The organism is Streptomyces canarius (genome assembly GCF_014650735.1).
Taxonomy (GTDB): Bacteria; Actinomycetota; Actinomycetes; order Streptomycetales; family Streptomycetaceae; genus Streptomyces; species Streptomyces olivaceoviridis.
Map to the genome: position 1 here is coordinate 92,637 of NZ_BMVN01000018.1, position 22,915 is coordinate 115,551.

Below are 22,915 nucleotides of genomic sequence, written 5' to 3' on the forward strand. Positions count from 1 at the left end.
CGGCCCGCGGAGCCGGCTCGGGCATTTCCGTGGCGCGGCCCGTACGACCGCGCCCCCGGTGCCCGGCCCACTCGGTACCGACCCTCCGCGTCCCTGTTCTCCCTCCGCGCCCCTGATTTCGGAGAGGCTTCTTCATGCCCCGCGCGTCCACTCGCCTCACCTTCGCGGTCCTCGCGACCGGTGCCGGCGTGTTCTCCATGCTCCAGTCGCTGATCGCGCCGGCCCTGCCGACCGTCCAACACGCCCTGCACACCTCGCAGTCCACCGCGACCTGGGTGATGACGGCCTACCTGCTGTCCGCCTCGGTCTTCACCCCGATCCTCGGCCGGGTCGGCGACCTCGCCGGCAAGAAGCGGACCCTCGTCGCCGTCCTGCTGGCCGTCCTGGCGGGCTGTCTCGTCGCCGCGCTCGCCCCGAACATCGGTGTGCTCATCATCGCCCGCGTCGTCCAGGGCGTCGGCGGCGCCCTGTTCCCGCTCTCCTTCGGCATCATCCGGGACGAGTTCGCCCCCGGCGAGGTCAGCGGCAGCATCAGCAACCTCTCCGCCGTGATCGCCGCGGGCGGCGGGGTCGGCATCGTGGCCGCCGGTCCGATCGTGTCCGCGCTCGACTACCGCTGGCTGTTCTGGATCCCGGTGGGGATCGTCGCCGCGACGGCCCTGATCGCGCTGCGCTACGTCCCCGAGTCGCCCAAGCGGGCGCGGGGGAAGGTCAGTTGGAGCGGGGCCGTGCTGCTCTCCGGCTGGCTGGTGGCCCTGCTGCTGCCGTTGAGCCAGGCCGGCCAGTGGGGCTGGGGCTCGGCGAAGGTGCTCGGTCCGTTCGCCGCCGCCGTCGTGCTGTTCGGCGTGTGGCTGGTGACCGAGGCCCGCTCGCGCAACCCGCTCATCGACCTGCGGGTGCTGCGGCTGCCCGCGGTGTGGACGACCAACACGGCCGCGCTGCTGTTCGGCGCCGGCATGTACTCCATCTGGTCCTTCCTGCCGGGCTTCGTCCAGACGCCGTCCGCGGCCGGTTACGGCTTCGGCGCCGGCGTCACCGCCTCCGGACTGCTCATGCTGCCGATGCTGGTCGCGATGTTCCTCTCCGGCGTCCTGTCGGGCCGCCTGGAGCCCCGCGTCGGCGCGAAGGCACTGCTCACCACGGGTGCCGCGCTCGGCGCGCTGGCCTGCGGCTTCCTCACCCTCTGGCACGACGAGCAGTGGCAGGTGGCCGTCGTCTCGGGCCTGTTCGGCCTCGGCATCGGACTCGCCTTCGCCTCGATGGCCAACCTCATCGTGGGCAGCGTGCCGGCGGAGCAGACCGGCGCCGCGACCGGCATGAACGCCAACATCCGCACCATCGGCGGCTCGATCGGCGCCGCGCTCACCAGCGTCCTGGTCACCGGCCGGCTCCAGCCCTCGGGCCTGCCGTACGCCTCCGGCTACACCCACGGCTGGGCCCTGCTCGCCGTCCTCTGCCTGGCCGCGACCGGCGCCGCCCTCCTCGTCCCGGTCCACCGCACCGGCCGCCCGTCCGTCCCGGACGCCGTACCGGGGGCGACACGGGCACCCGCTCAGGTGCGGTAGGGTTGACCTGCGTGATCACGCGGAACGCTCCGCGTGAGACCGCGGCGGGACGTGGCGCAGCTTGGTAGCGCACTTGACTGGGGGTCAAGGGGTCGCAGGTTCAAATCCTGTCGTCCCGACTCGTGAGAGTCGTAGACCAGGGCCGGTTCCGGAGCCATCCGGAACCGGCCCTGTGCTGTGCCCGGGGACCGGACGCCTCCGTCCCGTTGAACCCGTCGGCTCCCCGCCCCGTGCTCCTGCACGGGGACACCGCACGCCCACGGCCCCCGCCCGTCCGCTTCCTGGGGGAGTCGCCATGCTTCGGGTGTTGGCCGTCGACGACGAGGAACCGGCGCTCGCCGAACTGCTGTTCCTGCTGCGGGCCGATCCCCGGGTGCGGTCGGCGGAGGGGGTCCTCGAAGCGGCCGAGGCGCTGCGGCGGCTGGGCCGGCGGGGGACGGACGGTGCGGCCGACGTCGACGCGGTGTTCCTGGACGTCCGCATGGCGGGTCTCAGCGGTCTGGACCTCGCCCGGCTGCTCGCCGGTCGGGCCGAGCCGCCCCGCGTCGTCTTCGTCTCCGCGCACGCGGAGCACGAGGAGTACGCCCTCCGGGCGCCCGGGCTCCGGGCCGTCGACTGGCTGCTCAAACCGGTGCGGCGCGAGCGCCTGGCCGAGGCGGTGCGGCGGGTCGCCGAACTGGTCGCGGCCGACCGCGCCCCCCACCCGGGTCGCTCCGGGCCCCGGCCGCTCGCCGACGGCGTCCCGGTGGAGCGCGAGGGGGTCACACGGTTCCTGCCCGTCGCCGACATCACCCGTGCCGAGGCCCACGGCGACCACGCCCGGCTCCACACCCGCCAGGACAGCCACCTGGTGCGCATCCCGTTGTCCACGCTGGAGGAGTGCTGGCGGGCGAAGGGCTTCGTGCGGATCCACCGGCGCCATCTCGTCTCCCTCGCCCGCATCGACGCACTGCGGGTCGACGGGGGCAGGCTGACGGTCCGGATCGGCGCGACGGTGCTGGTCGTGAGCCGCCGGTGCGCCCGTGAACTGCGGGATCTGCTGGTCGAGAAGGCCACGACGGACCCGCCCGGCAACGGTCGCTGACCGGAAGCTGTCGCTTTGGTTCCCTGGTGCGTACACTCCACTGCGACGTGTGATCATCGCGGTCGGAGGACGCGGCATGGGTGCTCCTGGGACTCCTCGACGTGAAGTGGTCACGGGGACTCCGCGTGCGGCCCGCGTGGACCACGGGGGCCATGGAGGCCAAGGTCACGCCCGCCCCGGTGCCGTCCGGGCCGGTGAGGAGGGCCCGGCCGTCGAATCCCTCGCGCTTCGCGCCCTGATACGCCGTCAACTCCGGCTCGGCCTCCTCGCGTTCGGTCTGCTCGTCGTCCTCCTCGGGCCACTGCCCCTCGTCCTCACGGCCCGGCCGGACACGGGGGCCCGGCCGGGCAGCGCCCTGGTCGTGTGGGCCGTCCTCGGCGTCGCCGTCTACCCGGCGCTCGTCGTCATCGGCCGCTGGTACGTCGTACGCGCCGAACGCAACGAACGGGACACCGCGGACCTCGCCGAAAGGGTCTGACGGTGACCGACGCTCCGCACCACCGGCCCGGCCGCGCGGGGGCCGCCCGGTGAACCAGACGTACGGCATCGTGGCCGTGTCGGCGGCGGTCGTCGCGACCCTGGTGATCGGCTCGACAGGGCTGCGCATCTCCCGCACCACCTCCGACTTCTACGTCGCCTCCCGTACCGTTCCGCCGTACCTCAACGCCATGGCCATCAGCGGCGAGTACCTGTCGGCGGCCTCCTTCCTCGGCATCGCCGGACTCGTCGCCGCCGAGGGCGTCGAGATGCTCTGGTTCCCCGTCGGCTACGCCGCCGGCTACCTCGTGCTGCTCGTGTTCGTCGCCGCCCCGCTGCGCCGCTCCGGGGCGTACACCCTGCCCGACTTCGCCGACGCGCGGCTGGAGTCGAGGGCCGCCCGGCGCGTCGCCAGCGTGCTCGTCGTCGGCGTCGGCTGGCTCTACCTGCTGCCCCAGCTCCAGGGCGCGGGCCTCACCCTCGGCCTGGTCACCGGCGCACCGCGCTGGCTCGGCGGGGTGCTCGTCGCCGTCGTCGTCACCCTGGCCGTGGCCGCCGGCGGCATGCGCAGCATCACCTTCGTCCAGGCCTTCCAGTACTGCCTGAAACTGACCGCCCTGCTCGTGCCCGCGATCTTCCTGGTGCTCGCCTGGCACGGCGACCCGCGCCCCGCCGGCGCCCTGGACGAACCGCCGACCTTCCGCCGGCACACCCAGGTCACCGTCGAGACCACCGTCCGCATCCGGATCGAGACGCCGCTGCGGGCCGTCGCGACCGGCGCCGTGGACGGACAGGGCTACGACAACGGCCGCCTGCTGCTCGACCCCGGGGTGCACGAGGTCCGGGCCGGCACGACCCTCCGGTTCCCGCCGGACACCCCGGTGCCCGAGCGCGCGTCCGACGACGGACGGCGCACCGGAGCCTCCAGCTGGGCGGCGCCCCTGTCGGGCGGCAAGGACGATCACCCGCTCTACACGACGTACGGGCTGATCTTCGCCACCTTCCTCGGCACCATGGGGCTACCCCACGTCCTCGTCCGCTTCTACACCAACCCCGACGGCCGCGCCGCCCGGCGCACCACCGTGATCGTGCTCGCCCTGGTCGGCGGCTTCTACCTGCTGCCGCCCCTCTACGGCCTGCTCGGCCGCATCTACGCCCCCGACCTGCTGCTCACCGGCACCACGGACGCCGCCGTGCTCGTCCTGCCGGAACGCCTCGTCGGCGGGCCGGGCGGCGACCTGCTCGGCGCGCTGATCGCCGCCGGCGCCTGCGCCGCCTTCCTGTCCACCGCCTCCGGGCTCACCCTGTCCGTCGCCGGCGTGCTCAGCCAGGACGTACTGCCCTCGCTCGGCGTCCGCCACTTCCGGCTGGCGACGCTCCTGGCGGTCGCGGTGCCCGTCACGGTGAGCGTGGCCGCCGGCAACCTCCCCGTCGCCAACGCCGTGGGCCTCGCCTTCGCGGTGGCCGCCTCCTCCTTCTGCCCGCTGCTGGTGCTCGGCATCTGGTGGCGCGGCCTCACCGCGCCCGGCGCCGTCGCGGGGCTGCTCACCGGCGGCGGCAGCGCCCTCGTCGCGGTCGCCCTGACCATCGCCGGGCCCCTGACCGACGGCTGGGCGCACACCCTGCTCGCCTGGCCGGCCGTGTGGTCCGTACCGCTCGGCTTCCTGACCATGCTCCTGGTCTCCATGGCCACCCGGGACCGGATCCCGGCCGGCACCGAGGCCGCCATGGCCCGCCTCCACCTGCCCGAACGCCCCGCCGGCCAGGGCGCGCCCCCCACCCGCCGAGGAGTGACCACCCCATGACGACCCACCGGCCCGCGGCCGAGGGGGCCCGCGCGTGAACCAGTTCGCCCTCCTCGCCGCCGGGGCCCCGCTGCTGTTCGCCGGGGGTCTCGCCGCCGGACGCCTGCTGGCCCGCCGCGCCGCCGAAGGCGGGACGGACCCCGGCACCCCCGTGGAACGCGCCACCTTCCACACCCTGCACACCGCTTCGGAGGCCGCGCCCCCGCTGCGCGCCGGACTCACCGAGGACGCGGCCCGCAAGGCGGTACGACGACTCCGGCCGCTGTTCGGCACGGCCGCGCTCGGCCTCACCGACCGGGACCGGCCGCTGGCCTGGGACGGGCCGGGCCGGCACCACGAGGACACCGTCCTGGACCGGGTCCGTCAGGTGCTCGACACCGGCCGCGCCCAGACCTTCGCCGTCGGCTGCCCGGACCCGGACTGTCCCGTGCGCTGGGGCGCGGCCGTGCCGCTCACCGTCGACCGGCGGGTGCTCGGCGCCCTCGTCGTGCTCGGCGTCCGGGAGTCGGCGTCCCTCCTGCGGGCCGCCGAGGAGGTGGCGCGCTGGATCTCCGTCCAGCTCGAACTCGCCGAGCTGGACCGGGCCCGCACGGGACTGATCGAGGCGGAGATCCGGGCGCTGCGCGCGCAGATCTCCCCGCACTTCATCTACAACTCCCTGGCGGCGATCGCCTCGTTCGTCCGCACCGACCCCGAGCGGGCACGCGAACTCCTCCTGGAGTTCGCCGACTTCACCCGCTACTCCTTCCGCCGGCACGGCGAGTTCACCACCCTGGCCGAGGAGCTGCGCTCCATCGAGCAGTTCCTGGAACTGGTCCGCGCCCGGTTCGGGCAGCGGCTGCGCGTGACCCTCCAGATCGCCCCCGAGGTGCTGCCCGTGACCGTGCCCTTCCTGTGCCTCCAGCCGCTGGTGGAGAACGCCGTCAAGCACGGGCTGGAGGAGAGCGTCGAGCGCAGCCGGATCAGCATCACCGCGCTGGACGAGGGGGCGCTGGCCCGGATCGTCATCGAGGACAACGGGGTCGGCATGGAACCGGAGCGGCTGCGCCGGATCCTGCGCGGCGAGGGCAGCCCGACGGGCATCGGGCTGCGTAACGTGGACGAGCGGCTGCGGCAGGTCTACGGCGACGACCACGGGCTGGTGATCGAGACCGGCGTCGGAGCCGGCATGAAGATCACGATCCGCATCCCCAAGTACCGGCCGGGAGTACACAGCACGCCCCCGCGCACGGCGTCCGGCGGCGCCTGAGGGGACCGGCCGGCCGGTACGTCAGCGTCCGGTCGCCGAGGGCATCGTCCGCTTGCGCTGCCGTCGCGCGGCCATCACCGCGTAGACGATGATCCCGGCGAACAGGAACAGCACGCCCTGGTAGACCGCCGCGTAGCCGGCGCCCGCCATCAGCCAGACCGAGAAGGCGGCGGCCACCGCGGTGACCACGCAGTCCCGCACCAGCCGGGCCCGGTCGACGGCCTCGGGACGGCCGGACACGAGGTGGAAGATCTGCGCGGCGGCGGCCAGCAGGTACGGCACGGTCGCGGTGAACGTGGTGACCAGGACCAGGACCTCGAAGACCTTGCCCGAGCCCGAGAAGTAGTTGTAGACGGTGAGCAGCGAGGCGAGGACGACCGTCACGCCCACCCCGACCGTGGGCACGCCCCGCCGCCGGCGCGTGAAGGCGCTCGGGAACAGCCCGTCGCGGGCCGCCGCGTACGGTGTCTGGGCGCTCAGCAGGGTCCAGCCGTTGAGGCAGCCGGTCATCGACACGAGGGCGGCGAGCGCCACGGCCGTACCGCCCCAGCTGCCGCCGAACATCGTGTTCACGGCGTCCGAGAACGGCGCGGTGGAGGTCACCAGGCGGTCGTGCGCGACCGTGCCGAACACCGACAGCGTGCCCAGCAGGTACACCAGCGCCGCCCCCGCGGTGCCGATCACGGTGGCCCGCCCCACGTTGCGGCGGGCGTTCCTGACCTCGCCCGCGCTGACGGCGGCGGACTCCACCCCGAGGTAGGAGAAGAGGAGCAGGGCGGCGGAGGCCGACACCGCGCCGATCGCGCCCTGGCCGCTGGAGTTGAACGGGCCGAGCCGGTCGGGGTCGAAGAAGAACAGCCCGCCGACCGCGACGAGCAGCAGCGGCACGAACTTCAGCACCGTGGACACCAGTTGCACGGCACCCACGTACCGGGTGCCCGCGAAGTTGGCGAGGGCGGGCAGCCACTGGAGGACCAGCGCGGCCAGGCAGGCGGTCCAGCGGTGCTGGTTCACCGGGATCAGCACGTCGAGGTAGCCGACGGCGGCCACGGCGAGCGCGGCGTTCGACACCCAGGTGGTGATCCAGTACGACCAGGCCGCGAGGAAGCCCGCGAAGTCGCCGAACGCCTCGCGGGCGTAGACGTAGGGGCCGCCGGTGCGCGGGTCGCGCGCGGCGAGCCGGCCGAAGACCAGGGCCAGCGCGATGGCGCCGACGGTCAGCACCCCGAAGGCCACCAGGCTGACCGTGCCGTAGGGGGCGATGGAGGCGGGGAGCAGGAAGATGCCGCCGCCGATGATGTTGCCCATGACCAGGGCGGTGGCGACGGGCAGGCCGAACCGGCGGGCATGCCTGCCGGTGTCGCCGTGCGGGTCCTCGACGGGAGCCGTGGGGGTCTCCGCGGGGATCTCCGCGGGGGCCGGAGCCGACTGCGGGACGGTTCCGGTGTTGTGCATGGGTGGTGCGCCTCTCATGGAACTGGTGTTCCCGGGATCACCGGGACGCGTCCCATGGTCGGGGATGTGCCGATGTGGCGCAAAATCACCGATTTTTGTTCCGTGCGGGGTGCCGGATCGTGCAAAAACCGTCGCGGCGCGGATCCCCGGCCGTGAGATGTCCCGCGCCGCACGCCGATCAGTCCGTCGCCGCCCACAGGCTGCGCACATGCCCCAGGTGCCGGGTCATGATCGTGTGCACGGCCTTCTCGTCGCGCTCCAGCAGGGCGTCCAGCAGCTCCAGGTGCTCCTCGGCGGAGGCGAGCAGCCGGCCCGCCTCCACCAGCGCGGTCAGGCCGTACAGACGAGAGCGTTTGCGCAGGTCGGCGACGACCTCGACCAGGTGGGAGTTGCCCGCCAGGGCGAGCAGCCCGAGGTGGAAGCGGGTGTCGGCCTCGACGTAGGCGATCAGGTCGCCCGCCACCGCGGCGGTGACGATCTCCCGGGCCGCCGGGCGCAGCGCCTCCAGGGAGACGCGGTCGGCCGTGCGGGCCAGGTCCACCACGGTGGGGATCTCGACGAGCGCCCGGATGTGCGTGTACTCGTCCAGCTGCCTGTCGGAGACGGCGGTGACCCGGAAGCCCTTGTTGGGCACGGTGTCGACCAGGCCCTCCTTGGCCAGGTCGAGCATCGCCTCCCGCACCGGGGTGGCCGAGACGCCGAACCGGGCGGCCAGCGAGGGCGCCGAGTACACCTCGCCCGGCCGCAGCTCGCCCGCGATCAGCGCGGCGCGCAGGGCGTCCGCGACCCGCTCGCGGTAGCTGCTCCGCCGGCCGCCGAGCCGGGGCAGCGCGGGCATCTGGTCGCCCTGGGTGTTCTGTGCCATGTCACGCATCACCGGGGTGAGTGTAGAGGACGCTACAGGACGAACCCTTCCGGGAACGGATCGGCCGGGTCCAGCAGGTACTGCGCGGTCCCCGTGATCCACGCGCGGCCGGTGAAGCTGGGCAGCACGGCCGGGACCCCGCCGACCTCCGCGGTCCCCAGCAGCCGGCCGGTGAACCGGGTGCCGATGAACGACTCGTTCACGAACTCGGTGTGCAGCGGGAGTTCGCCGCGCGCGTGCAGTTGCGCCATGCGCGCGCTGGTCCCCGTGCCGCACGGGGACCGGTCGAACCAGCCGGGGTGGATGACCATGGCGTGCCGGGAGTGCCGGGCCGTGGCGCCGGGCGCGTGGAGGTGGACGTGGTGACAGCCCCGGATCGAGGGGTCCTCCGGATGCACCGGCTCCGCCTCCGCGTTGATCGCGTCCATCAGGGACAGGCCGGCCGTGAGGATGTCGTCCTTGCGGGCGCGGTCGAAGGGCAGCCCGAAGGCGTCGAGCGGCAGGATCGCGTAGAAGTTGCCGCCGTAGGCCAGGTCGTAGGTGACGGTACGGCCGTCCGGGAGGGTGATCTCGCGGTCCAGGGCGACGGCGAACGACGGCACGTTCCTCAGCGTCACGTTCCGCGCGGCGCCGTCCTCCACCGCGACCTCGGCGACCACGACCCCCGCCGGGGTGTCGAGCCGGATCGTGGTCACCGGTTCCGTGACCTCCACCATGCCGGTCTCGACCAGCACGGTCGCCACGCCGATCGTGCCGTGCCCGCACATCGGCAGATAGCCGGAGACCTCGATGTAGACCACGCCCCAGTCGCAGTCGGGGCGGGTCGGCGGCTGAAGGATCGCGCCGCTCATCGCGGCGTGTCCGCGCGGCTCGTTCATCAGCAGCTGTTTGACGTCGTCGCGGTGTTCGCGGAACCACAGCCGCCGTTCGTTCATGGTCGCCCCCGGGATGGTGCCGATCCCGCCGGTGATCACGCGGGTCGGCATGCCCTCGGTGTGCGAGTCGACGGCGTGCAGGACGAGCTTGCTGCGCATGGTCCGGTTCCTCTCACGCCAGGCCGGCGGCGACGGCCTTCTCGGTGGCCGCACGGACCGCGGCCTCCTGCTCGGGGAGCAGCGGCACGCGCGGCGGGCGCACCGGGCCGCCGTACCGCCCGACGACGTCCATGGAGAGCTTGATCGCCTGGACGAACTCCGTCTTCGAGTCCCAGCGCAGCAGCGGGTGCAGTTGCCGGTACAGGGGGAGCGCGGTGGTCAGGTCACCGGCCAGCGCGGCCCGGTACAGCTCCGCCGACGCGCGCGGCAGCGCGTTCGGATAGCCGGCCACCCAGCCCTTGGCGCCGGCCACCGCCAGCTCCAGCAGCACGTCGTCGGCGCCGATCAACAGGTCGAGCTCCGGGGCGAGTTCGGCGATGCGGTAGGCGCGGCGGACATCACCGGAGAACTCCTTGACCGCGTGGACGAGCCCCTCGCCGTGCAGCCGGGCGAGGAGTTCGGGCACCAGGTCGACCTTCGTGTCGATCGGGTTGTTGTACGCCACCACCGGCAGGCCCGCCTTCGCGACCTCCGCGTAGTGGGCGAGGACGGAGCGCTCGTCGGCGCGGTAGGCGTTGGGCGGCAGCAGCATCACCGACGCGCAGCCGGCCTCGGCCGCCCGCTCGGCCCAGCGGCGGGCCTCGGCCGAGCCGTACGCGGCGACGCCCGGCATCACCCGCTCCCCGCCGATCGCGGCCACGGCGGTCTCCACCACCCGGGCGCGCTCCTCGGGGGTGAGCACCTGGTACTCGCCGAGCGAGCCGTTCGGCACGACGCCGTCGCAGCCGTTCGCGACGAGCCAGGCGCAGTGCTCGGCGTAGCGGTCGTGGTCGACCGAGAGGTCGGCGCGCAGCGGGAGGGCGGTGGCGACGAGGATGCCGCGCCAGGGGCGGTGCTCAGAGTTGCTCATGGTGATCCCTCATTCAATGGGGTGTGACATATTACTGAGCGGTTCAGAAGGCCGGTTCGGGATGGGACCTGCCGCGGCCTCACTCCGTCTCCGGCAGGGCGGCCAGGACGCCGAGCGGTACCGGCCGGGCGAACGGCCGCCGTCCGGCGGTGAGCGGGCAGCCGGCCAGGCCCGCCACCGCGGGCGCGCACATCCGCCCCTGGCACCAGCCCATCCCGGCCCGGGTGAGCAGCTTCACCGTGCGCAGGTCTCCCGCGCCGAGCGAGTCGACGGCCCCGCGCACCTCCCCGGCGGTGACCTCCTCGCAGCGGCACACCACCGTCTCGTCCCGGACCCGGTCCGCCCAGCCCGCCGGCGGGGCGTACACCGCGTCCAGGGCCGTGGCGAACGCGCGCAGCCGGGTGCGGGTCCGGGCGGCGGCGCCCCAGCCGCCCGGGTCGGGGGCGGTGCCGCGCAGCCGGGCGGCGGCCGAGCGCCCGGCGATGTGCCCCTCGGCGAGCGCGAGCGCCGCGCCGCCGACGCCGGTGGCCTCCCCGGCGGCCCAGACGCCCGGCACGTCGGTGCGCTGTTCGGCGTCGACCCGTACGGCGGTGCCGGACAGGGTGCAGCCGAGGGTCTCGGCGAGGTCGGTGTGCGGCAGCATGCCGTGGCCCACGGCCAGGGTGTCGCAGGGGATGCGCCGGGCGCTGCCGGGCCGCGGGCGTCCGTCCCGGTCCAGCGCGGCCACCGTCACCGCCTCCAGCCGGTCGGTGCCGTGCGCCGCCACGACGGTGTGCCGGGCCAGGGTGCGCACGCCGTGCCGCCCCAGCCGGGCCGCGTAGCCGGCGCCCTCGGCGAGTTTGCCGGGCTGTGCGGCCAGGGCCGGCGCCCGGCGCAGCAGCGCGCCGGGACCGGCGGACTCCACCAGCGCGGCGACCCGCGCGCCGGCCGCGGCGAGCCCGGCGGCCACCGGCAGCAGCAGCGGTCCGGTCCCGGCCACCACCACCCTGCGGCCGGGCAGCACCAGACCGCCCTTGAGCATGGCCTGCGCCCCGCCCGCCGTGACGACGCCGGGCAGCGTCCAGCCGGGGAAGGGCAGCACCCGCTCGTAGGCGCCGGTGGCGAGCAGCACCGCGTCGGCGTGCACGGTGACGCCGTCCTCCTGGGCGGGGCCGAGCAGGGCGTGCACGGCGAACGCTGCGGAGGCGGAGTCCCGTACGACGCACCAGACGTGATGGTCGGTCAGATGGGTGATCCGGCCGGCCGTGCGGTGCCGGTCCAGGCCGTCCCGCAGCCGCTCCCAGGTGCGCCACTGGTGGTGCAGGGCCTGCGGCCGGCGGGCGCCGAGGGCGGCGGCGGGCTGCCGGTAGAACTGTCCGCCGGCCCGGTCGGCGGCGTCGACCAGGGTCACCTGGACGCCCCGTGCTGCCGCCGCCAGCGCCGCGGCGAGCCCGGCCGGGCCCGCGCCGACGACGGCGAGGCGCGGTCGTTCAGTCATCGTCCCGGCCCGTCCCCTCCTGCGTGCGGATGTCGTCTCCCGGGCGCACCGGAACCAGGCAGGCCCGTTGGTTGGGGCGGCCGTTGACGGTGACCAGGCAGTCGAAGCACACCCCGATCCCGCAGAACACCCCGCGGGGCCGCCCGGCGTCCCGTGTGCTGCGCCAGGACGTCACGCCCGCCGCCCACAGCACCGCCGCGACCGTCTGGCCCGGCAGCGCCTCCAGGGGCCGGCCGTCGAAGGTCACGGTGTGGGCGGGACCCGGCCGGGCCCGGGTCAACTCCCTCGGATTCACTGGACGTCGCCTCCCTCGGTGTCGAACCGCTCCGGCCGGAACGGCGTGAGGTCCAGCTCCGGCGCCTTCCCGGTGAGCGTCCGCGCGATCAACCGCCCGGTGCCGGGGGCCAGTCCGATGCCGGCGCCCTCGTGCCCGCAGGCGTGGAACAGGCCGGGCACCCGCGGATCGGGCCCGATCGCCGGCAGATGGTCCGGCAGGTACGGCCGGAAGCCCGCGTACGTGCGCAGCGCGCGGACCCCTCGCAGGAACGGGAACAGCCCGATCGCCCCGGCGGCGAGCGCCCGCATCGCGGTCAGCGACAACGACCGGTCGAAGCCGACCCGTTCCCGGGTGGCGCCGATCAGCACCGGACCGGCGGCCGTGCCCTCCACGACCGGTGAGCTGCGCAGCGCGGCCGAGTCGCTGGCCACGTCGGCCACGTAGTCCGCCGCGTACACCTTGTGCCGGACCATGCGCGGCAGCGGCTCGGTGACCAGTACGAAGCCGCGCCGGGGGAGCACCGGCAGCCGGACGCCGGCGAGCGAGGCGAGGTCGCCGCCCCAGGTGCCGGCCGCGTTCACCACCGCCGGTGCGTGGATGTCGCCCCGGTCGGTGCGGACGCCGCGGACGGCTCCCCGCGCGGTGCGCAGCACCCCGGTCACCGTACGGCCGGTGTGCAGGGCGGCGCCGGAGGCGCGGACCAGGTGTGCGGCCGCCAGCGCGGGCATGACCTGGGCGTCCTGCGGGTAGTGCACCGCGCCCGCCATGCCGGGCGCCACGTGCGGCTCCAGCTCGGCGACCTGGTCGGCGTCGACCGGTACGGCGGTGACGCCGGCGGTCCGCTGGTCCGCGGCGAAGTCCCGCAGGGCGGTCAGGGCGCCGGGCGTGGAGGCGACCACGAGGCCGCCCTTGGGTTCGTACTCGATCGCGGCGCCCAGTTCCCCCGCCAGCTCGGCCCACAACCGGGCCGACAGCAGCGCGAGTTCGAGTTCCGGGCCCGGCTCCTTGTCGGAGACGAGGAGGTTGCCCTCGCCGGCTCCGGTGGTACCGCCGGCCACCGGGCCCCGGTCCACCAGTCGTACGTCGAGTCCGGCGCGCGCGGCGTACAGGGCACAGGCCGCGCCCGTCATTCCGGCCCCGACGACCACGACATCGCAGGTCAGTAGCTTCGCCACGCCAGTACTATGTCACATGTTTCTCTCCCTGAGGAGTACCCGGCGCCGACCTCGATCCCCAGGCGTGGACGCCCCCTTGACGTCGTACGGAGCCCGATCGACACTCCAGGGAGGGAATCCTAGTGAACAGGTAGGGAATCATGACGCGCCGCGCAACGGGCACCGGCCGGACCGGCCGGACGCCCTTGTGCGCCCCCCTGCTCACCTCCCGTCGCCACATCGACCTCCAGCGCGTGTGCAGCGCGATCAGCCGCCACCGCTGAGCCGGGCCGCCCCTCCGCCCCCACCGACCGGTCACGCCCGTGCCGGCGCGCCCCTTCGCACACCCACCACCCGGGGAGACGCATGTCCATCACTCCGCTCGCCGCCGTCCCGTCCACCCGCGGTACCGCGCCCGTCTTCCGAGGCCGGATCGGCCGGGACGCGCGCAGCGGCCACTACGCCGTGCCGCACCGCTACCGGCTCCATCTGTCGACCGCCTGCCCCGACGGGCTGCGCCTCGCCGTCGGCCACAGCCTGCTCGGCCTGGACGACCGCTGTCCCGTCACCCTCCTGCCCGCTGTCCCGGACTGTCCCGGCGGCGGCCACGCCGTGCTCCGCCCGCTCTACGAGGCGAGCGCCCACCACTACACCGGCCCGGCGCTCGCGCCCGTGCTCAGCGACGACTGGTCCGGACGCATCGTCAGCACCCACACCCCCGACATCCTGCGCGACCTGGACCGGTTCCGGCCGGGCGGCGACGCCCGCCTGTACCCCTCCGGCCTGGAGTCCGTGATCGAGGCCGTCGAGCGGATGTGCGCCGAGGGCATCGAGGAGGCCGCGCAGGGCGCCGGCCGCGCCGGTGCCGACCCCGCCGAACGGGCCGCCGCCCTCGACGTGCTGCTGGACACCCTGGGCCGGCTGGAGCGGCGGCTGAGCGGCGCGGAGTACCTGGCCGACGACCGGCTCACCGCCGCCGACATCGAGCTGTGGGTCACCCTCGTGCAACTCGACACCGTCCACCGCTGCCACCTCGACGCCTCCGCCGTGCACCGCATCGTCGGCCACCACGCCCTGTGGGCCTACGCCCGCCGCCTGGCCGCCCACCCCGCCTTCGGCCGCCACCTCGACCTCGACGGCATCGCCCGCCGCCACCACGGTCGCTGCCAGGGCCTGGAGGCCGCCGGAGCCGCTGTCCAGATCCTGGACTGGGCAGGCCACGCCGCGGATGCCCCGGACGCTTCGCGCAGGTGAGAGCGGGCCGCCGAGGTCCACTGGGCGGACGGCCGTTGACATTCGAACGGGCAACTGCCTTACTTACGGCTCAGAACGGTCATGAGCGTCAGCGCCAAGCCCTGGCTCGCTGACCGGCAACCCTCGCACCGCGGTGGGGTGCCCCAGGTGACGACCGGACCGGATGACGTTTTCGGTAAGCGCGAGGCCCCACGGGGCCGGAACAGTGACAGGTGACGCCATGTACGCAGCTCCCAGGACGGCCGCGAGCCGCCCCCAGGGCTGCGTACCGTCGTACGCCGGTCTCCTCGTCGCCGACCGCGCCGTCGATCTGCTCCGCGTGAACAGCGCACTGTGTACCGCACCGGGCTCTGCCCGCTGTCAGGGCTGACGTCTCCTCCCAGCCCCCGCGTTCCCGCCGCACACCGTCCGTCCGGTGTGCCGTTGTCCGCCCAGCCCCCGGTTCCGCGCCTGTTAGTGCGCCGCCTCGTGCCCCAGTGCCGTCGTGGCCCACCTCCGCTCCCGCGCGGCCCCGGGGTGACCGACTCCGCCGGAGCCCGCCATGAGTGAACCCGCAGGCGCCGCCGTCTCCCTAGCCGAGGCGCCGGCCCCCGCCGACACACCGTCAAAACCCCTGTCCGCCCAGCCGGTCCAGCCGCTGCGCCGGCCCGGCCGGTGGATCGTCACCGCCGCCGTCCTCGTACTCGTCGCGCAGATCCTGCACGGACTGGTCACGAACCCCTTCTACCAGTGGGACCGCTTCCGCTACTGGTTCCTGCGCCCCACCGTCCTCGACGGCCTCCTCGTCACCCTCGAAGTCGCCGCGCTCAGCGCCGTCCTGGGGCTCCTCGGCGGCATCCTGCTGGCACTCGCCCGGCTCTCCGGGAGCCCGGTTCTGCGCGCGGTCAGCTGGACCTACACCTGGCTGTTCCGCTCCGTACCGCTCATCGTCGTACTGATCTTCCTCTACAACTTCAGTGCCCTGTACAAGACGTTGAGCCTCGGCGTGCCGTTCGGACCCGCCTTCGTCACCTTCGACGAGTCCCGGCTGGCCACGGACATGACGATCGCCGTCATCGGCCTCAGCCTCAACGAGGCGGCGTACGCGGCCGAGGTGGTCCGCGGCGGCATCCTCTCCGTGGACCAGGGACAGCACGAGGCCGCCGCCGCGCTCGGCCTGCCCCGGGGCTACCAGTTCCGCAGGATCGTCTTCCCGCAGGCCCTCAGGTCCATCACCCCGAACTACGTCAACCAGCTCATCGGCCTCATCAAGAGCACGTCCCTGGTCTTCTACGTGTCGCTGCTCGACCTGTTCGGCACGGTGCAGTCGATGGGCAGCACCTACCCCGGTGACGTCGTGCCGCTGCTGATGGTCGCCACCGTCTGGTACCTGATCCTCACCAGCGCCGTGTCCGTCGTCCAGTTCTACGTCGAGCGGTACTACGCCCGGGGCGCCACCCGCACCCTGCCGCCGACCCCCTTGCAGAAGGCCCGGGCCGTCCTCGCCGGCCTGCGGGCCCGGCTGAGCCGGGAGGCCGCCGTATGACCACCGCGCAGACCCTGCCGAAGGCCGCCCCCGCCGCGCTCGAAGTGCACGGCGTCCACAAGTGGTACGGCTCCCACCGCGTCCTCGACGGCATCGACCTGACCGTCCGCCCCGGCGAGGTCACGGTGATCCTCGGACCGTCCGGCTCCGGCAAGTCCACGCTGCTCAGGGTCGTCAACCACCTGGAGAAGCCCGAGATCGGCCACGTCAGCGTGGGCGGCGAGCTGATCGGGGTGAGGCGGCACGGGGACCGGCTCAGGGAACTCAGCGAGCGCGCCATCCTCGCCCAGCGCAGCCGGATCGGCTTCGTCTTCCAGAACTTCAACCTCTTCCCGCACCTGACCGTCCTGGAGAACGTCGCCGCGGCCCCCGCCGCCACCGGCGGGCTGACCAGGGCGGCGGCGCAGGAACTCGCCCGGGAACTCCTCGACCGCGTCGGCCTCGGCGACAAGACCGGCGCCTACCCGCGGCAGCTGTCCGGCGGCCAGCAGCAGCGCGTCGCCATCGCCCGCGCCCTCGCCCTGCGGCCCGGGATCATCCTCTTCGACGAGCCGACCTCGGCGCTCGACCCCGAACTCGTCGGCGAGGTGCTGGCCGTCATCAAGGACCTGGCCACCAGCGGCACCACCCTCGTCATCGTCACCCACGAGATCGGCTTCGCCCGCGAGGTCGCCGACCGGGTCGTCTTCATCGACGGCGGCCGGATCGTCGAACAGGGCCCGCCCGGCGAGGTGCTGGACCGGCCCCGGCACGCACGGACCCGGGAATTCCTCGGCAAGGTGCTCTGACCGCGCCGCCCGGCAGGGTGCTCCGGCTCTGCCGCTCAGGCCCTCCATGACCACCACCCCCCACCGCACTCCCGTCGCTCACCGCCCTCATCAGCGAGACAAGGACAGCCACGCCATGCCCAGCCACCTCTCCCGACGCGCCGTGTTCCGCGGCATCACCGCGGCGACCGCCGTCGCCACCCTCGCCACCGGGCTCGCCGCCTGCGGAGGTGACAGCGAGGCCGTCACCAAGACCGACGCCACCGGCACGGTGACCGTGGGGCGGCTGTCCAACGGAGCCGCCGAGGAGACCGCGCTCAAGGTCTCCGAAGTGAAGTCCATCAGCGCCGAACTGCCCGCCTCCGTGCGCAGGAGCGGCAAGCTCGTCATCGGCGTCGGAGCCCTGCCCTCGGGCTCCGCGCCGCTGAACTTCGTGGGCAGCGACCAGAAGACCCTCACCGGCTCCGAGCCCGACCTCGGCCGCCTGGTGGCCGCGGTCCTCGGCCTGAAGCCCGAGATCAGGAACTCCACCTGGGAGAACCTCTTCGTCGGCGTCGACAGCGGCAAGGTCGACGTGGCGTTCTCCAACGTCACCGTCACCGAGGAACGCAAGCGGAAGTACGAGTTCGCCTCCTACCGCAAGGACAACCTGGCCTTCGAGGTGCTGAAGAAGAACTCCTGGAACTTCGACGGCGACTACGAGAACCTCGCCGGCAAGACGGTCAGCGTGGGCGCCGGCACCAACCAGGAGAAGATCCTCCTGGAGTGGAAGGCCAGGCTGGCCAAGGAGGGCAAGAAGCTCACCGTCAAGTACTTCCCGGACCAGAACGCCACCAACCTGGCGCTGAGCAGCGGAAAGATCGACGCCTTCCTCGGTCCCAACCCCGCGGTCGCCTACCGTGCCCGGCAGACCGCGAACACCCCCAACGCCACCCGCAACGCGGGCACCTTCTCCGGTGCCGGCGAGACGCTCCAGGGCCTGATCGCCGCGACCGCCAAGAAGGACAGCGGACTCGCCAAGCCGCTCGCCGACGCCCTGAACCACCTGATCGAGCACGGGCAGTACGGCAAGTGGCTGGCCGCCTACGGCCTCTCCAACGAGTCCGTGGCGAAGTCGGAGGTCAACCCGCCCGGGCTGCCGCTGGACAACTCCTGACGGGACGTCGCTCCACCGACATGGAGTCAACAGAGGGGATCGCTTCCGTGGCCCACCCGACCGACGTCCGCCCAGGCGCGGCCCCGCTCCTGCCCGCCGACCCCGTCCTGGACAACGCCGTCTGGGCCGCCCTCACCGGCCCGCACGCCCATCTCGCCGACCGGTACGGCCGCGCGGCCCGCTACCGGCCGGAGACCTACGCCTTCGCGGCGCTCGCCGACCCGGCGGACCCGGCGGCCTGGGCCGACCTGCACACGCTCGTCGGTCCGGGAAACCCCGTACGGGTCAAGCCGGTCGAGCGGGTTCCCGACGGCTGGGAGGTGCTCGGCGAGGGCACCGGAGTCCAGCTCGTGGACACCGCGCTGCGGGCCGAGCCGGACCCGCGGGCGGTCCGCCTGGGAGCCGACGACGTTCCCGAGATCCTCGATCTGGTGGCCCGCACCCGGCCGGGCCCGTTCCTGAGCCGGACCGTCGAGATGGGCACCTACCTCGGCATCCGGCACCGAGGCAGGCTCGTCGCCATGGCGGGGGAGAGGCTGCGGCCGCCCGGCTGGACCGAGATCAGCGCCGTGTGCACCGACCCCGCGTACCGCGGCCGGGGACTGGCCACCCGGCTGGTGCGCGCGGTCGCGGCCGGCATCCGGGACCGCGGGGACACCCCGTTCCTGCACGCCGCCGCCGACAACACGCCCGCGATCCGGCTCTACGAGTCGATCGGGTTCACCCTGCGCCGCCGCTCCCGCATCACGCATCTGCGCAGCCCGGGAACAACCGGCGCCGGCCGGACGTTGGACGTCACGACGAGATCCGCCAGGCGGACGCCGACCCGGCCCGCCGAGCCCGACGGACGGAGGTGACGGCCGTGACCCGAGTGCCCCCGCGGGCCCGCCCGCCGCGCGCCCCGCACCCGTACCGGTCCGTCCGTCTGCACTCCCGGCCGCACATAGACCTCCAGCGCGTGTCCGCCGCGCTCTGTCGCCACTGACCCCTTCCCGGCCCCCGCCCCGGCCCGGGGCTCCTCCCGCCGCGCCCGCCCGTGGCCGACGCCGCCCGCCCGGCCGCCGCCGGCCACGCGAGCCCTGCGTTCTCGTACGGACATCAAGGAAGGCACCGACGTGTCCTCAGCTCCTGCCGCACCCCTGCACCTCGCCGTCGCCCTGGACGGCACCGGATGGCACCCGGCGTCCTGGCGCGAGCCGGTCGCCCGCCCCCACGACCTGTTCACCGCCGGCTACTGGACCGACCTGATCACCGAGGCCGAACGCGGCCTGCTCGACTTCGTCACCATCGAGGACGGCCTCGGCCCGCAGTCCTCCCGGATCCTCACATCCGACGAGCGCACCGACCAGGTCCGCGGTCGGCTCGACGCGGTCCTCATCGCCTCCCGCGTCGCCCCGGTCACCCGGCACATAGGCATGGTCCCGACCGTGGTCGCCACGCACACCGAGCCGTTCCACATCTCCAAGGCGATCGCCACCCTCGACTACGTCAGCACCGGACGCGCGGGCCTGCGCGTGCGGACCGACTTCCGCCCGGACGAGGCCGCGCACTTCGGCCGGCGCACCATCCCCCGGATCGACGGCTTCGACGCCCCGGACGCGCAGGCGACGATCACCGACCTGTTCGACGAGGCCGCCGACTACGTGGAAGTGGTCCGCAGGCTCTGGGACAGCTGGGAGGACGACGCGGAGATCCGCGACGCGGCGACCGGCCGCTTCATCGACCGGGACAAGCTGCACTACATCGACTTCGAGGGCCGCTGGTTCAGCGTCAAGGGGCCGTCCATCACGCCCCGCCCGCCGCAGGGCCAGCCCCTGGTCACCGCCCTCGCCCACCAGACCGTCCCGTACCGGCTCGTGGCCCGTCAGGCCGACGTCGGCTACGTCACCCCGCACGACGCGGACCAGGCCCGGGAGATCGTCACCGAGATCCGCGCCGAGCAGCAGGCGGCGGGCCGGGCGAGCGAGACGCTGCACGTCTTCGGGGACCTCGACGTCTTCCTGGACGACAGCCGGGCCGGGGCCGAGGCCCGCCGCGACCGCCTCGACACCCTCGCGGGCGAGCCGTACACCAGCGACGCCCGGATCTTCACCGGCACGGCCGCCGAACTCGCCGATCTGCTGGAGGAGCTGGCGGCGGGCGGGCTGACCGGGTTCCGGCTGCGGCCCGCGGTCGCCGGTCACGACCTGCCCCGGATCACCCAGGACCTGGTACCCGAGCTGCGGCGCCGCCGCCGCTTCCGGGACGCCTACGAGGCCGGCACCCTGCGCGGCCTCCTCGGCCTCGCCCGCCCCGCCAACCGCTACGCAGCAGCCTGAACGCCGGAGAGGACGACCGTACCGCCATGAGCAAGCCGCTGAAGCAGATCCACCTGGCCGCGCACTTCCCCGGCGTCAACAACACGACCGTGTGGAGCGACCCGGCCGCCGGCAGCCACATCGAGTTCAGCTCCTTCGTCCACTTCGCGCGGACCGCCGAACGCGCCAAGTTCGACTTCCTGTTCCTCGCCGAGGGACTCCGGCTGCGCGAGCAGGGCGGCCGGATCTACGACCTGGACGTGGTCGGCCGCCCCGACACCTTCACCGTGCTGGCCGCGCTGGCCGCCGTCACCGACCGGCTCGGCCTGACCGGCACCATCAACTCCACGTTCAACGAGCCGTACGAGGTGGCCCGCCAGTTCGCGAGCCTGGACCACCTCTCCGGCGGCCGGTCCGCGTGGAACGTGGTCACCTCCTGGGACGCCTTCACCGGCGAGAACTTCCGGCGCGGCGGCTTCCTCCCGCAGGAGGAGCGCTACTCCCGCGCCAAGGAGTTCCTCGCCACCGCGCACGAACTGTTCGACTCCTGGCGCGGTGACGAGATCATCGCCGACCAGGTCACCGGGACCTTCCTCCGGGACGCCAAGGCCGGTGCCTTCGTGCACCAGGGACAGCACTTCGACATCCACGGCCGGTTCAACGTCCCGCGCTCCCCGCAGGGCCGCCCGGTCGTCTTCCAGGCGGGCGACTCCGACGAGGGCCGCGAGTTCGCCGCCGCCGGCGCGGACGCGATCTTCAGCCGGTACTCCACGCTGAAGGAGGGCCAGGCCTTCTACACCGACGTCAAGTCCCGCCTCGCCGCGTACGGCCGCCGCCCCGACCAGCTCCTCATCCTGCCCGCCGCGACCTTCGTCCTCGGCGACACCGACCAGGAGGCCGCCGAACTCGCCCGGGAGGTGCGCCGGCAGCAGGTCAGCGGAGCCACCGCCATCAAGCACCTGGAGTTCGTGTGGAACCGGGACCTGTCGGCGTACGACCCGGAGGGCCCGCTGCCCGAGGTGGACCCGGTGGTGAGCGAGGACCACATCTCCCGGGGCCGCGCCCAGGTACGGATGTACCGGGACCCGGTGGCCGTCGCCCGCGAGTGGCGGCAGCTCGCCGAGGCCAACAGGTGGTCCATCCGCGACCTGGTCATCAACACCGGCAACCGGCAGACGTTCATCGGCTCCCCTCGGACCGTCGCGCGGACCATCAACGACTTCGTGCAGGCCGACGCCTCCGACGGCTTCATCCTCGTCCCGCACATCACCCCCGGCGGGCTCGACCCGTTCGCCGACAAGGTGGTCCCGCTGCTCCAGGAACAGGGCGTCTTCCGCGCCGACTACGAGGGCACGACCCTGCGCGACCACCTCGGCCTCGCCCACCCCGATGCCGACGCCGAGGCCGGCAGCCGCACCAGTGCCTCGCCCGCGCGGGCCGCGTCGTGAAGTTCCTCGCCATCACCCTGATCGCGCACCGGCCGGACCCGGTCACCGGAGTCCTGGGGCCGGCGCACGAGCGGTTCCGCGAGGTGCTGGACAACGCGGTGCTGGCGGAGGAGCTGGGCTTCGACGGATTCGGCGTGGGGGAGCGGCACGAACGGCCGTTCCTCTCCTCCGCGCCGACCGTCGTGCTCAGCCATGTCGCCGCGCTCACCCGCCGCATCCGGCTCTTCACCGCCGTCACCACGCTCAGCCTGCTCGACCCGGTCCGGGCCTACGAGGACTACGCCACCCTGGACCACCTCTCCGAGGGGCGCCTCGACCTGATCATCGGCAAGGGCAACGGCACCGCGCAGCGCGAGCTGTTCCACGTCACCCCCGAGGACCAGTGGGACCGCAACGCCGAGAGCTACGAGGTGTTCCGGCGGCTGTGGCGGCAGGACCGGGTGACCGCCGACACCCGGTTCCGGCCACCGCTGAAGGACGCCGAGGCGTGGCCGCGGCCGTACCAGCGGCCGGTCCGCGTCTGGCACGGCAGCGCCACCAGCAAGGAGTCCGTGGACCTCGCCGCCCGCTACGGCGACCCGCTGTTCTCGGCGAACGTCACCCATCCCGTGGAGCCGTACGCCGAACTGGTCCGTCACTACCGGGAACGCTGGGAGCACTACGGCCACGACCCGGCGGCCCTCGCGGTGGGCGCCGGCTCGGCCGGACTGTGCGTCGCCCGCACCTCGCAGGAGGCGCTGACGGCGTACCGCCCGGTCTTCGAGAGCAACCTGGCCTTCCAGCGGTCGGCGGGCCTGCCCGTGGTCTTCGAGACCCTGGAGGACTTCGTGGCGCGCGGCTCGGCGCTGATCGGCAGCCCCGAGCAGGTCATCGACAAGGTGCACCGCTACCACGAGCGGCTGGGGCACACCGTGCTGCACGTGACCGCGGACGCCGGCGGCCTGCCCGCCGCCCGGCACCGCGCCTCGCTGGAACTGTTCCAGTCGGCCGTCGCGCCGACGCTGCGCCGGGAGATCCCGGACCCGCCGTTCGCCTGGGCACCGGTCCTGCCCGCCGGCACGGCACGGACACCGGCGTGGGCGTGGACGTCACCTCCCCCGTAGGTGACGTCCACGC

General features: G+C 73.8%; 22 protein-coding genes, 1 tRNA gene and 1 riboswitch. Of the genes, 16 read left to right on the forward strand and 7 right to left on the reverse strand.

The annotated features are described in order from the left end of the window. Window positions 1–134 precede the first annotated feature (134 nt). The 6 genes from IE294_RS24790 (at window position 135) to IE294_RS24815 (ending at window position 6,180) form a co-directional block, all read left to right on the forward strand. Window positions 135–1,565 carry an MFS transporter gene (locus IE294_RS24790; protein ID WP_189889611.1) on the forward strand — a complete coding sequence of 477 codons (1,431 nt, stop codon included), beginning with the start codon at window positions 135–137 and terminating at the stop codon, window positions 1,563–1,565. 45 nt (window positions 1,566–1,610) lie between these two features. Further along, a tRNA-Pro gene (locus IE294_RS24795) sits at window positions 1,611–1,684 on the forward strand. A gap of 176 nt (window positions 1,685–1,860) precedes the next feature. After that, entirely contained in the window at window positions 1,861–2,649 is a 789-nt protein-coding gene (locus tag IE294_RS24800; protein WP_189889613.1) for a LytR/AlgR family response regulator transcription factor, read from the forward strand. 76 nt (window positions 2,650–2,725) lie between these two features. Then, complete coding sequence (locus tag IE294_RS47810; RefSeq protein ID WP_229917327.1) at window positions 2,726–3,127, forward strand: hypothetical protein; 402 nt, start codon at window positions 2,726–2,728, stop codon at window positions 3,125–3,127. A 49-nt stretch (window positions 3,128–3,176) separates the two neighbouring features. Continuing rightward, window positions 3,177–4,931, forward strand: a complete 1,755-nt coding sequence (locus tag IE294_RS24810) for a sodium/solute symporter (protein ID WP_189889615.1) — start codon at window positions 3,177–3,179, stop codon at window positions 4,929–4,931. A 34-nt stretch (window positions 4,932–4,965) separates the two neighbouring features. Then, window positions 4,966–6,180, forward strand: coding sequence for a sensor histidine kinase (locus IE294_RS24815; RefSeq protein ID WP_189889617.1), 1,215 nt, complete (start codon window positions 4,966–4,968; stop codon window positions 6,178–6,180). Window positions 6,181–6,201: 21 nt separating this feature from the next. On the opposite strand, the gene IE294_RS24820 is transcribed toward IE294_RS24815, so the two are convergent. The 7 genes from IE294_RS24820 to IE294_RS24850 form a co-directional block, all read right to left on the reverse strand. Next, window positions 6,202–7,635 (reverse strand): amino acid permease, encoded by a 1,434-nt coding sequence (locus IE294_RS24820; protein WP_189889618.1) that lies wholly within the window; start codon window positions 7,633–7,635, stop codon window positions 6,202–6,204. Window positions 7,636–7,813: 178 nt separating this feature from the next. Beyond that, entirely contained in the window at window positions 7,814–8,500 is a 687-nt protein-coding gene (locus tag IE294_RS24825; RefSeq protein WP_229917328.1) for a GntR family transcriptional regulator, read from the reverse strand. A gap of 32 nt (window positions 8,501–8,532) precedes the next feature. Further along, on the reverse strand, window positions 8,533–9,534 hold the full coding sequence (locus tag IE294_RS24830; protein WP_189889622.1) for a proline racemase family protein: 1,002 nt from the start codon (window positions 9,532–9,534) through the stop codon (window positions 8,533–8,535). A 13-nt stretch (window positions 9,535–9,547) separates the two neighbouring features. Further along, entirely contained in the window at window positions 9,548–10,444 is an 897-nt protein-coding gene (locus IE294_RS24835; protein WP_189889624.1) for a dihydrodipicolinate synthase family protein, read from the reverse strand. Window positions 10,445–10,523: 79 nt separating this feature from the next. After that, window positions 10,524–11,921 (reverse strand): FAD-dependent oxidoreductase, encoded by a 1,398-nt coding sequence (locus IE294_RS24840; protein ID WP_189889625.1) that lies wholly within the window; start codon window positions 11,919–11,921, stop codon window positions 10,524–10,526. Next, entirely contained in the window at window positions 11,914–12,216 is a 303-nt protein-coding gene (locus tag IE294_RS24845) for a (2Fe-2S)-binding protein (protein WP_189889627.1), read from the reverse strand. The genes IE294_RS24840 and IE294_RS24845 overlap by 8 nt, the downstream gene beginning before the upstream one ends. Then, the gene (locus tag IE294_RS24850; RefSeq protein WP_189889629.1) at window positions 12,213–13,373 is read right to left on the reverse strand and encodes an NAD(P)/FAD-dependent oxidoreductase; all 1,161 of its coding nucleotides are present in this window, start codon (window positions 13,371–13,373) and stop codon (window positions 12,213–12,215) included. Before IE294_RS24850 ends, IE294_RS24845 begins: the two co-directional genes overlap by 4 nt. A gap of 140 nt (window positions 13,374–13,513) precedes the next feature. On the opposite strand from IE294_RS24850, the gene IE294_RS49075 reads away from it, so the two are divergent. The 10 genes from IE294_RS49075 (at window position 13,514) to IE294_RS24890 (ending at window position 22,902) form a co-directional block, all read left to right on the forward strand. Beyond that, window positions 13,514–13,636 (forward strand): putative leader peptide, encoded by a 123-nt coding sequence (locus tag IE294_RS49075; protein WP_268252808.1) that lies wholly within the window; start codon window positions 13,514–13,516, stop codon window positions 13,634–13,636. Between the two features lie 82 nt (window positions 13,637–13,718). Next, a complete protein-coding gene (locus IE294_RS24855; protein WP_189889631.1) occupies window positions 13,719–14,606 on the forward strand; it encodes a glutathione S-transferase C-terminal domain-containing protein in 888 nt (295 codons plus the stop codon). 77 nt (window positions 14,607–14,683) lie between these two features. After that, a riboswitch (SAM riboswitch) is annotated at window positions 14,684–14,794 on the forward strand. 353 nt (window positions 14,795–15,147) lie between these two features. Continuing rightward, window positions 15,148–16,131, forward strand: coding sequence for an amino acid ABC transporter permease (locus IE294_RS24860; protein WP_189889633.1), 984 nt, complete (start codon window positions 15,148–15,150; stop codon window positions 16,129–16,131). Further along, window positions 16,128–16,919 (forward strand): amino acid ABC transporter ATP-binding protein, encoded by a 792-nt coding sequence (locus tag IE294_RS24865; protein WP_189889635.1) that lies wholly within the window; start codon window positions 16,128–16,130, stop codon window positions 16,917–16,919. The genes IE294_RS24860 and IE294_RS24865 overlap by 4 nt, the downstream gene beginning before the upstream one ends. 115 nt (window positions 16,920–17,034) lie before the next feature. Beyond that, window positions 17,035–18,054 (forward strand): ABC transporter substrate-binding protein, encoded by a 1,020-nt coding sequence (locus IE294_RS24870; protein ID WP_189889637.1) that lies wholly within the window; start codon window positions 17,035–17,037, stop codon window positions 18,052–18,054. 47 nt (window positions 18,055–18,101) lie between these two features. Further along, window positions 18,102–18,911, forward strand: a complete 810-nt coding sequence (locus IE294_RS24875; RefSeq protein WP_189889639.1) for a GNAT family N-acetyltransferase — start codon at window positions 18,102–18,104, stop codon at window positions 18,909–18,911. Between the two features lie 14 nt (window positions 18,912–18,925). After that, entirely contained in the window at window positions 18,926–19,039 is a 114-nt protein-coding gene (locus IE294_RS49755; protein ID WP_359834900.1) for a putative leader peptide, read from the forward strand. 130 nt (window positions 19,040–19,169) lie between these two features. Beyond that, a complete protein-coding gene (locus IE294_RS24880; protein ID WP_189889641.1) occupies window positions 19,170–20,372 on the forward strand; it encodes an LLM class flavin-dependent oxidoreductase in 1,203 nt (400 codons plus the stop codon). A gap of 26 nt (window positions 20,373–20,398) precedes the next feature. Further along, the gene (locus tag IE294_RS24885) at window positions 20,399–21,799 is read left to right on the forward strand and encodes an NtaA/DmoA family FMN-dependent monooxygenase (protein ID WP_189889643.1); all 1,401 of its coding nucleotides are present in this window, start codon (window positions 20,399–20,401) and stop codon (window positions 21,797–21,799) included. Next, the gene (locus tag IE294_RS24890) at window positions 21,796–22,902 is read left to right on the forward strand and encodes an LLM class flavin-dependent oxidoreductase (protein WP_189889645.1); all 1,107 of its coding nucleotides are present in this window, start codon (window positions 21,796–21,798) and stop codon (window positions 22,900–22,902) included. The genes IE294_RS24885 and IE294_RS24890 overlap by 4 nt, the downstream gene beginning before the upstream one ends. Window positions 22,903–22,915 lie beyond the last annotated feature (13 nt).

Excerpts from the sequence above, each read along its gene's own strand:
- IE294_RS47810 (WP_229917327.1), top strand. The coding sequence starts at position 2,726 with ATGGGTGCTCCTGGGACTCCTCGACGTGAAGTGGTCACGGGGACTCCG.
- IE294_RS49075 (WP_268252808.1), top strand. The coding sequence starts at position 13,514 with ATGACGCGCCGCGCAACGGGCACCGGCCGGACCGGCCGGACGCCCTTG.
- IE294_RS24820 (WP_189889618.1), bottom strand. The coding sequence starts at position 7,635 with ATGCACAACACCGGAACCGTCCCGCAGTCGGCTCCGGCCCCCGCGGAG.
- IE294_RS24830 (WP_189889622.1), bottom strand. The coding sequence starts at position 9,534 with ATGCGCAGCAAGCTCGTCCTGCACGCCGTCGACTCGCACACCGAGGGC.
- IE294_RS24870 (WP_189889637.1), top strand. The coding sequence starts at position 17,035 with ATGCCCAGCCACCTCTCCCGACGCGCCGTGTTCCGCGGCATCACCGCG.
- IE294_RS24885 (WP_189889643.1), top strand. The coding sequence starts at position 20,399 with ATGAGCAAGCCGCTGAAGCAGATCCACCTGGCCGCGCACTTCCCCGGC.
- IE294_RS24855 (WP_189889631.1), top strand. The coding sequence starts at position 13,719 with ATGTCCATCACTCCGCTCGCCGCCGTCCCGTCCACCCGCGGTACCGCG.
- IE294_RS24865 (WP_189889635.1), top strand. The coding sequence starts at position 16,128 with ATGACCACCGCGCAGACCCTGCCGAAGGCCGCCCCCGCCGCGCTCGAA.
- IE294_RS24825 (WP_229917328.1), bottom strand. The coding sequence starts at position 8,500 with ATGGCACAGAACACCCAGGGCGACCAGATGCCCGCGCTGCCCCGGCTC.
- IE294_RS24840 (WP_189889625.1), bottom strand. The coding sequence starts at position 11,921 with ATGACTGAACGACCGCGCCTCGCCGTCGTCGGCGCGGGCCCGGCCGGG.
- IE294_RS24800 (WP_189889613.1), top strand. The coding sequence starts at position 1,861 with ATGCTTCGGGTGTTGGCCGTCGACGACGAGGAACCGGCGCTCGCCGAA.
- IE294_RS24835 (WP_189889624.1), bottom strand. The coding sequence starts at position 10,444 with ATGAGCAACTCTGAGCACCGCCCCTGGCGCGGCATCCTCGTCGCCACC.
- IE294_RS24860 (WP_189889633.1), top strand. The coding sequence starts at position 15,148 with ATGAGTGAACCCGCAGGCGCCGCCGTCTCCCTAGCCGAGGCGCCGGCC.
- IE294_RS24790 (WP_189889611.1), top strand. The coding sequence starts at position 135 with ATGCCCCGCGCGTCCACTCGCCTCACCTTCGCGGTCCTCGCGACCGGT.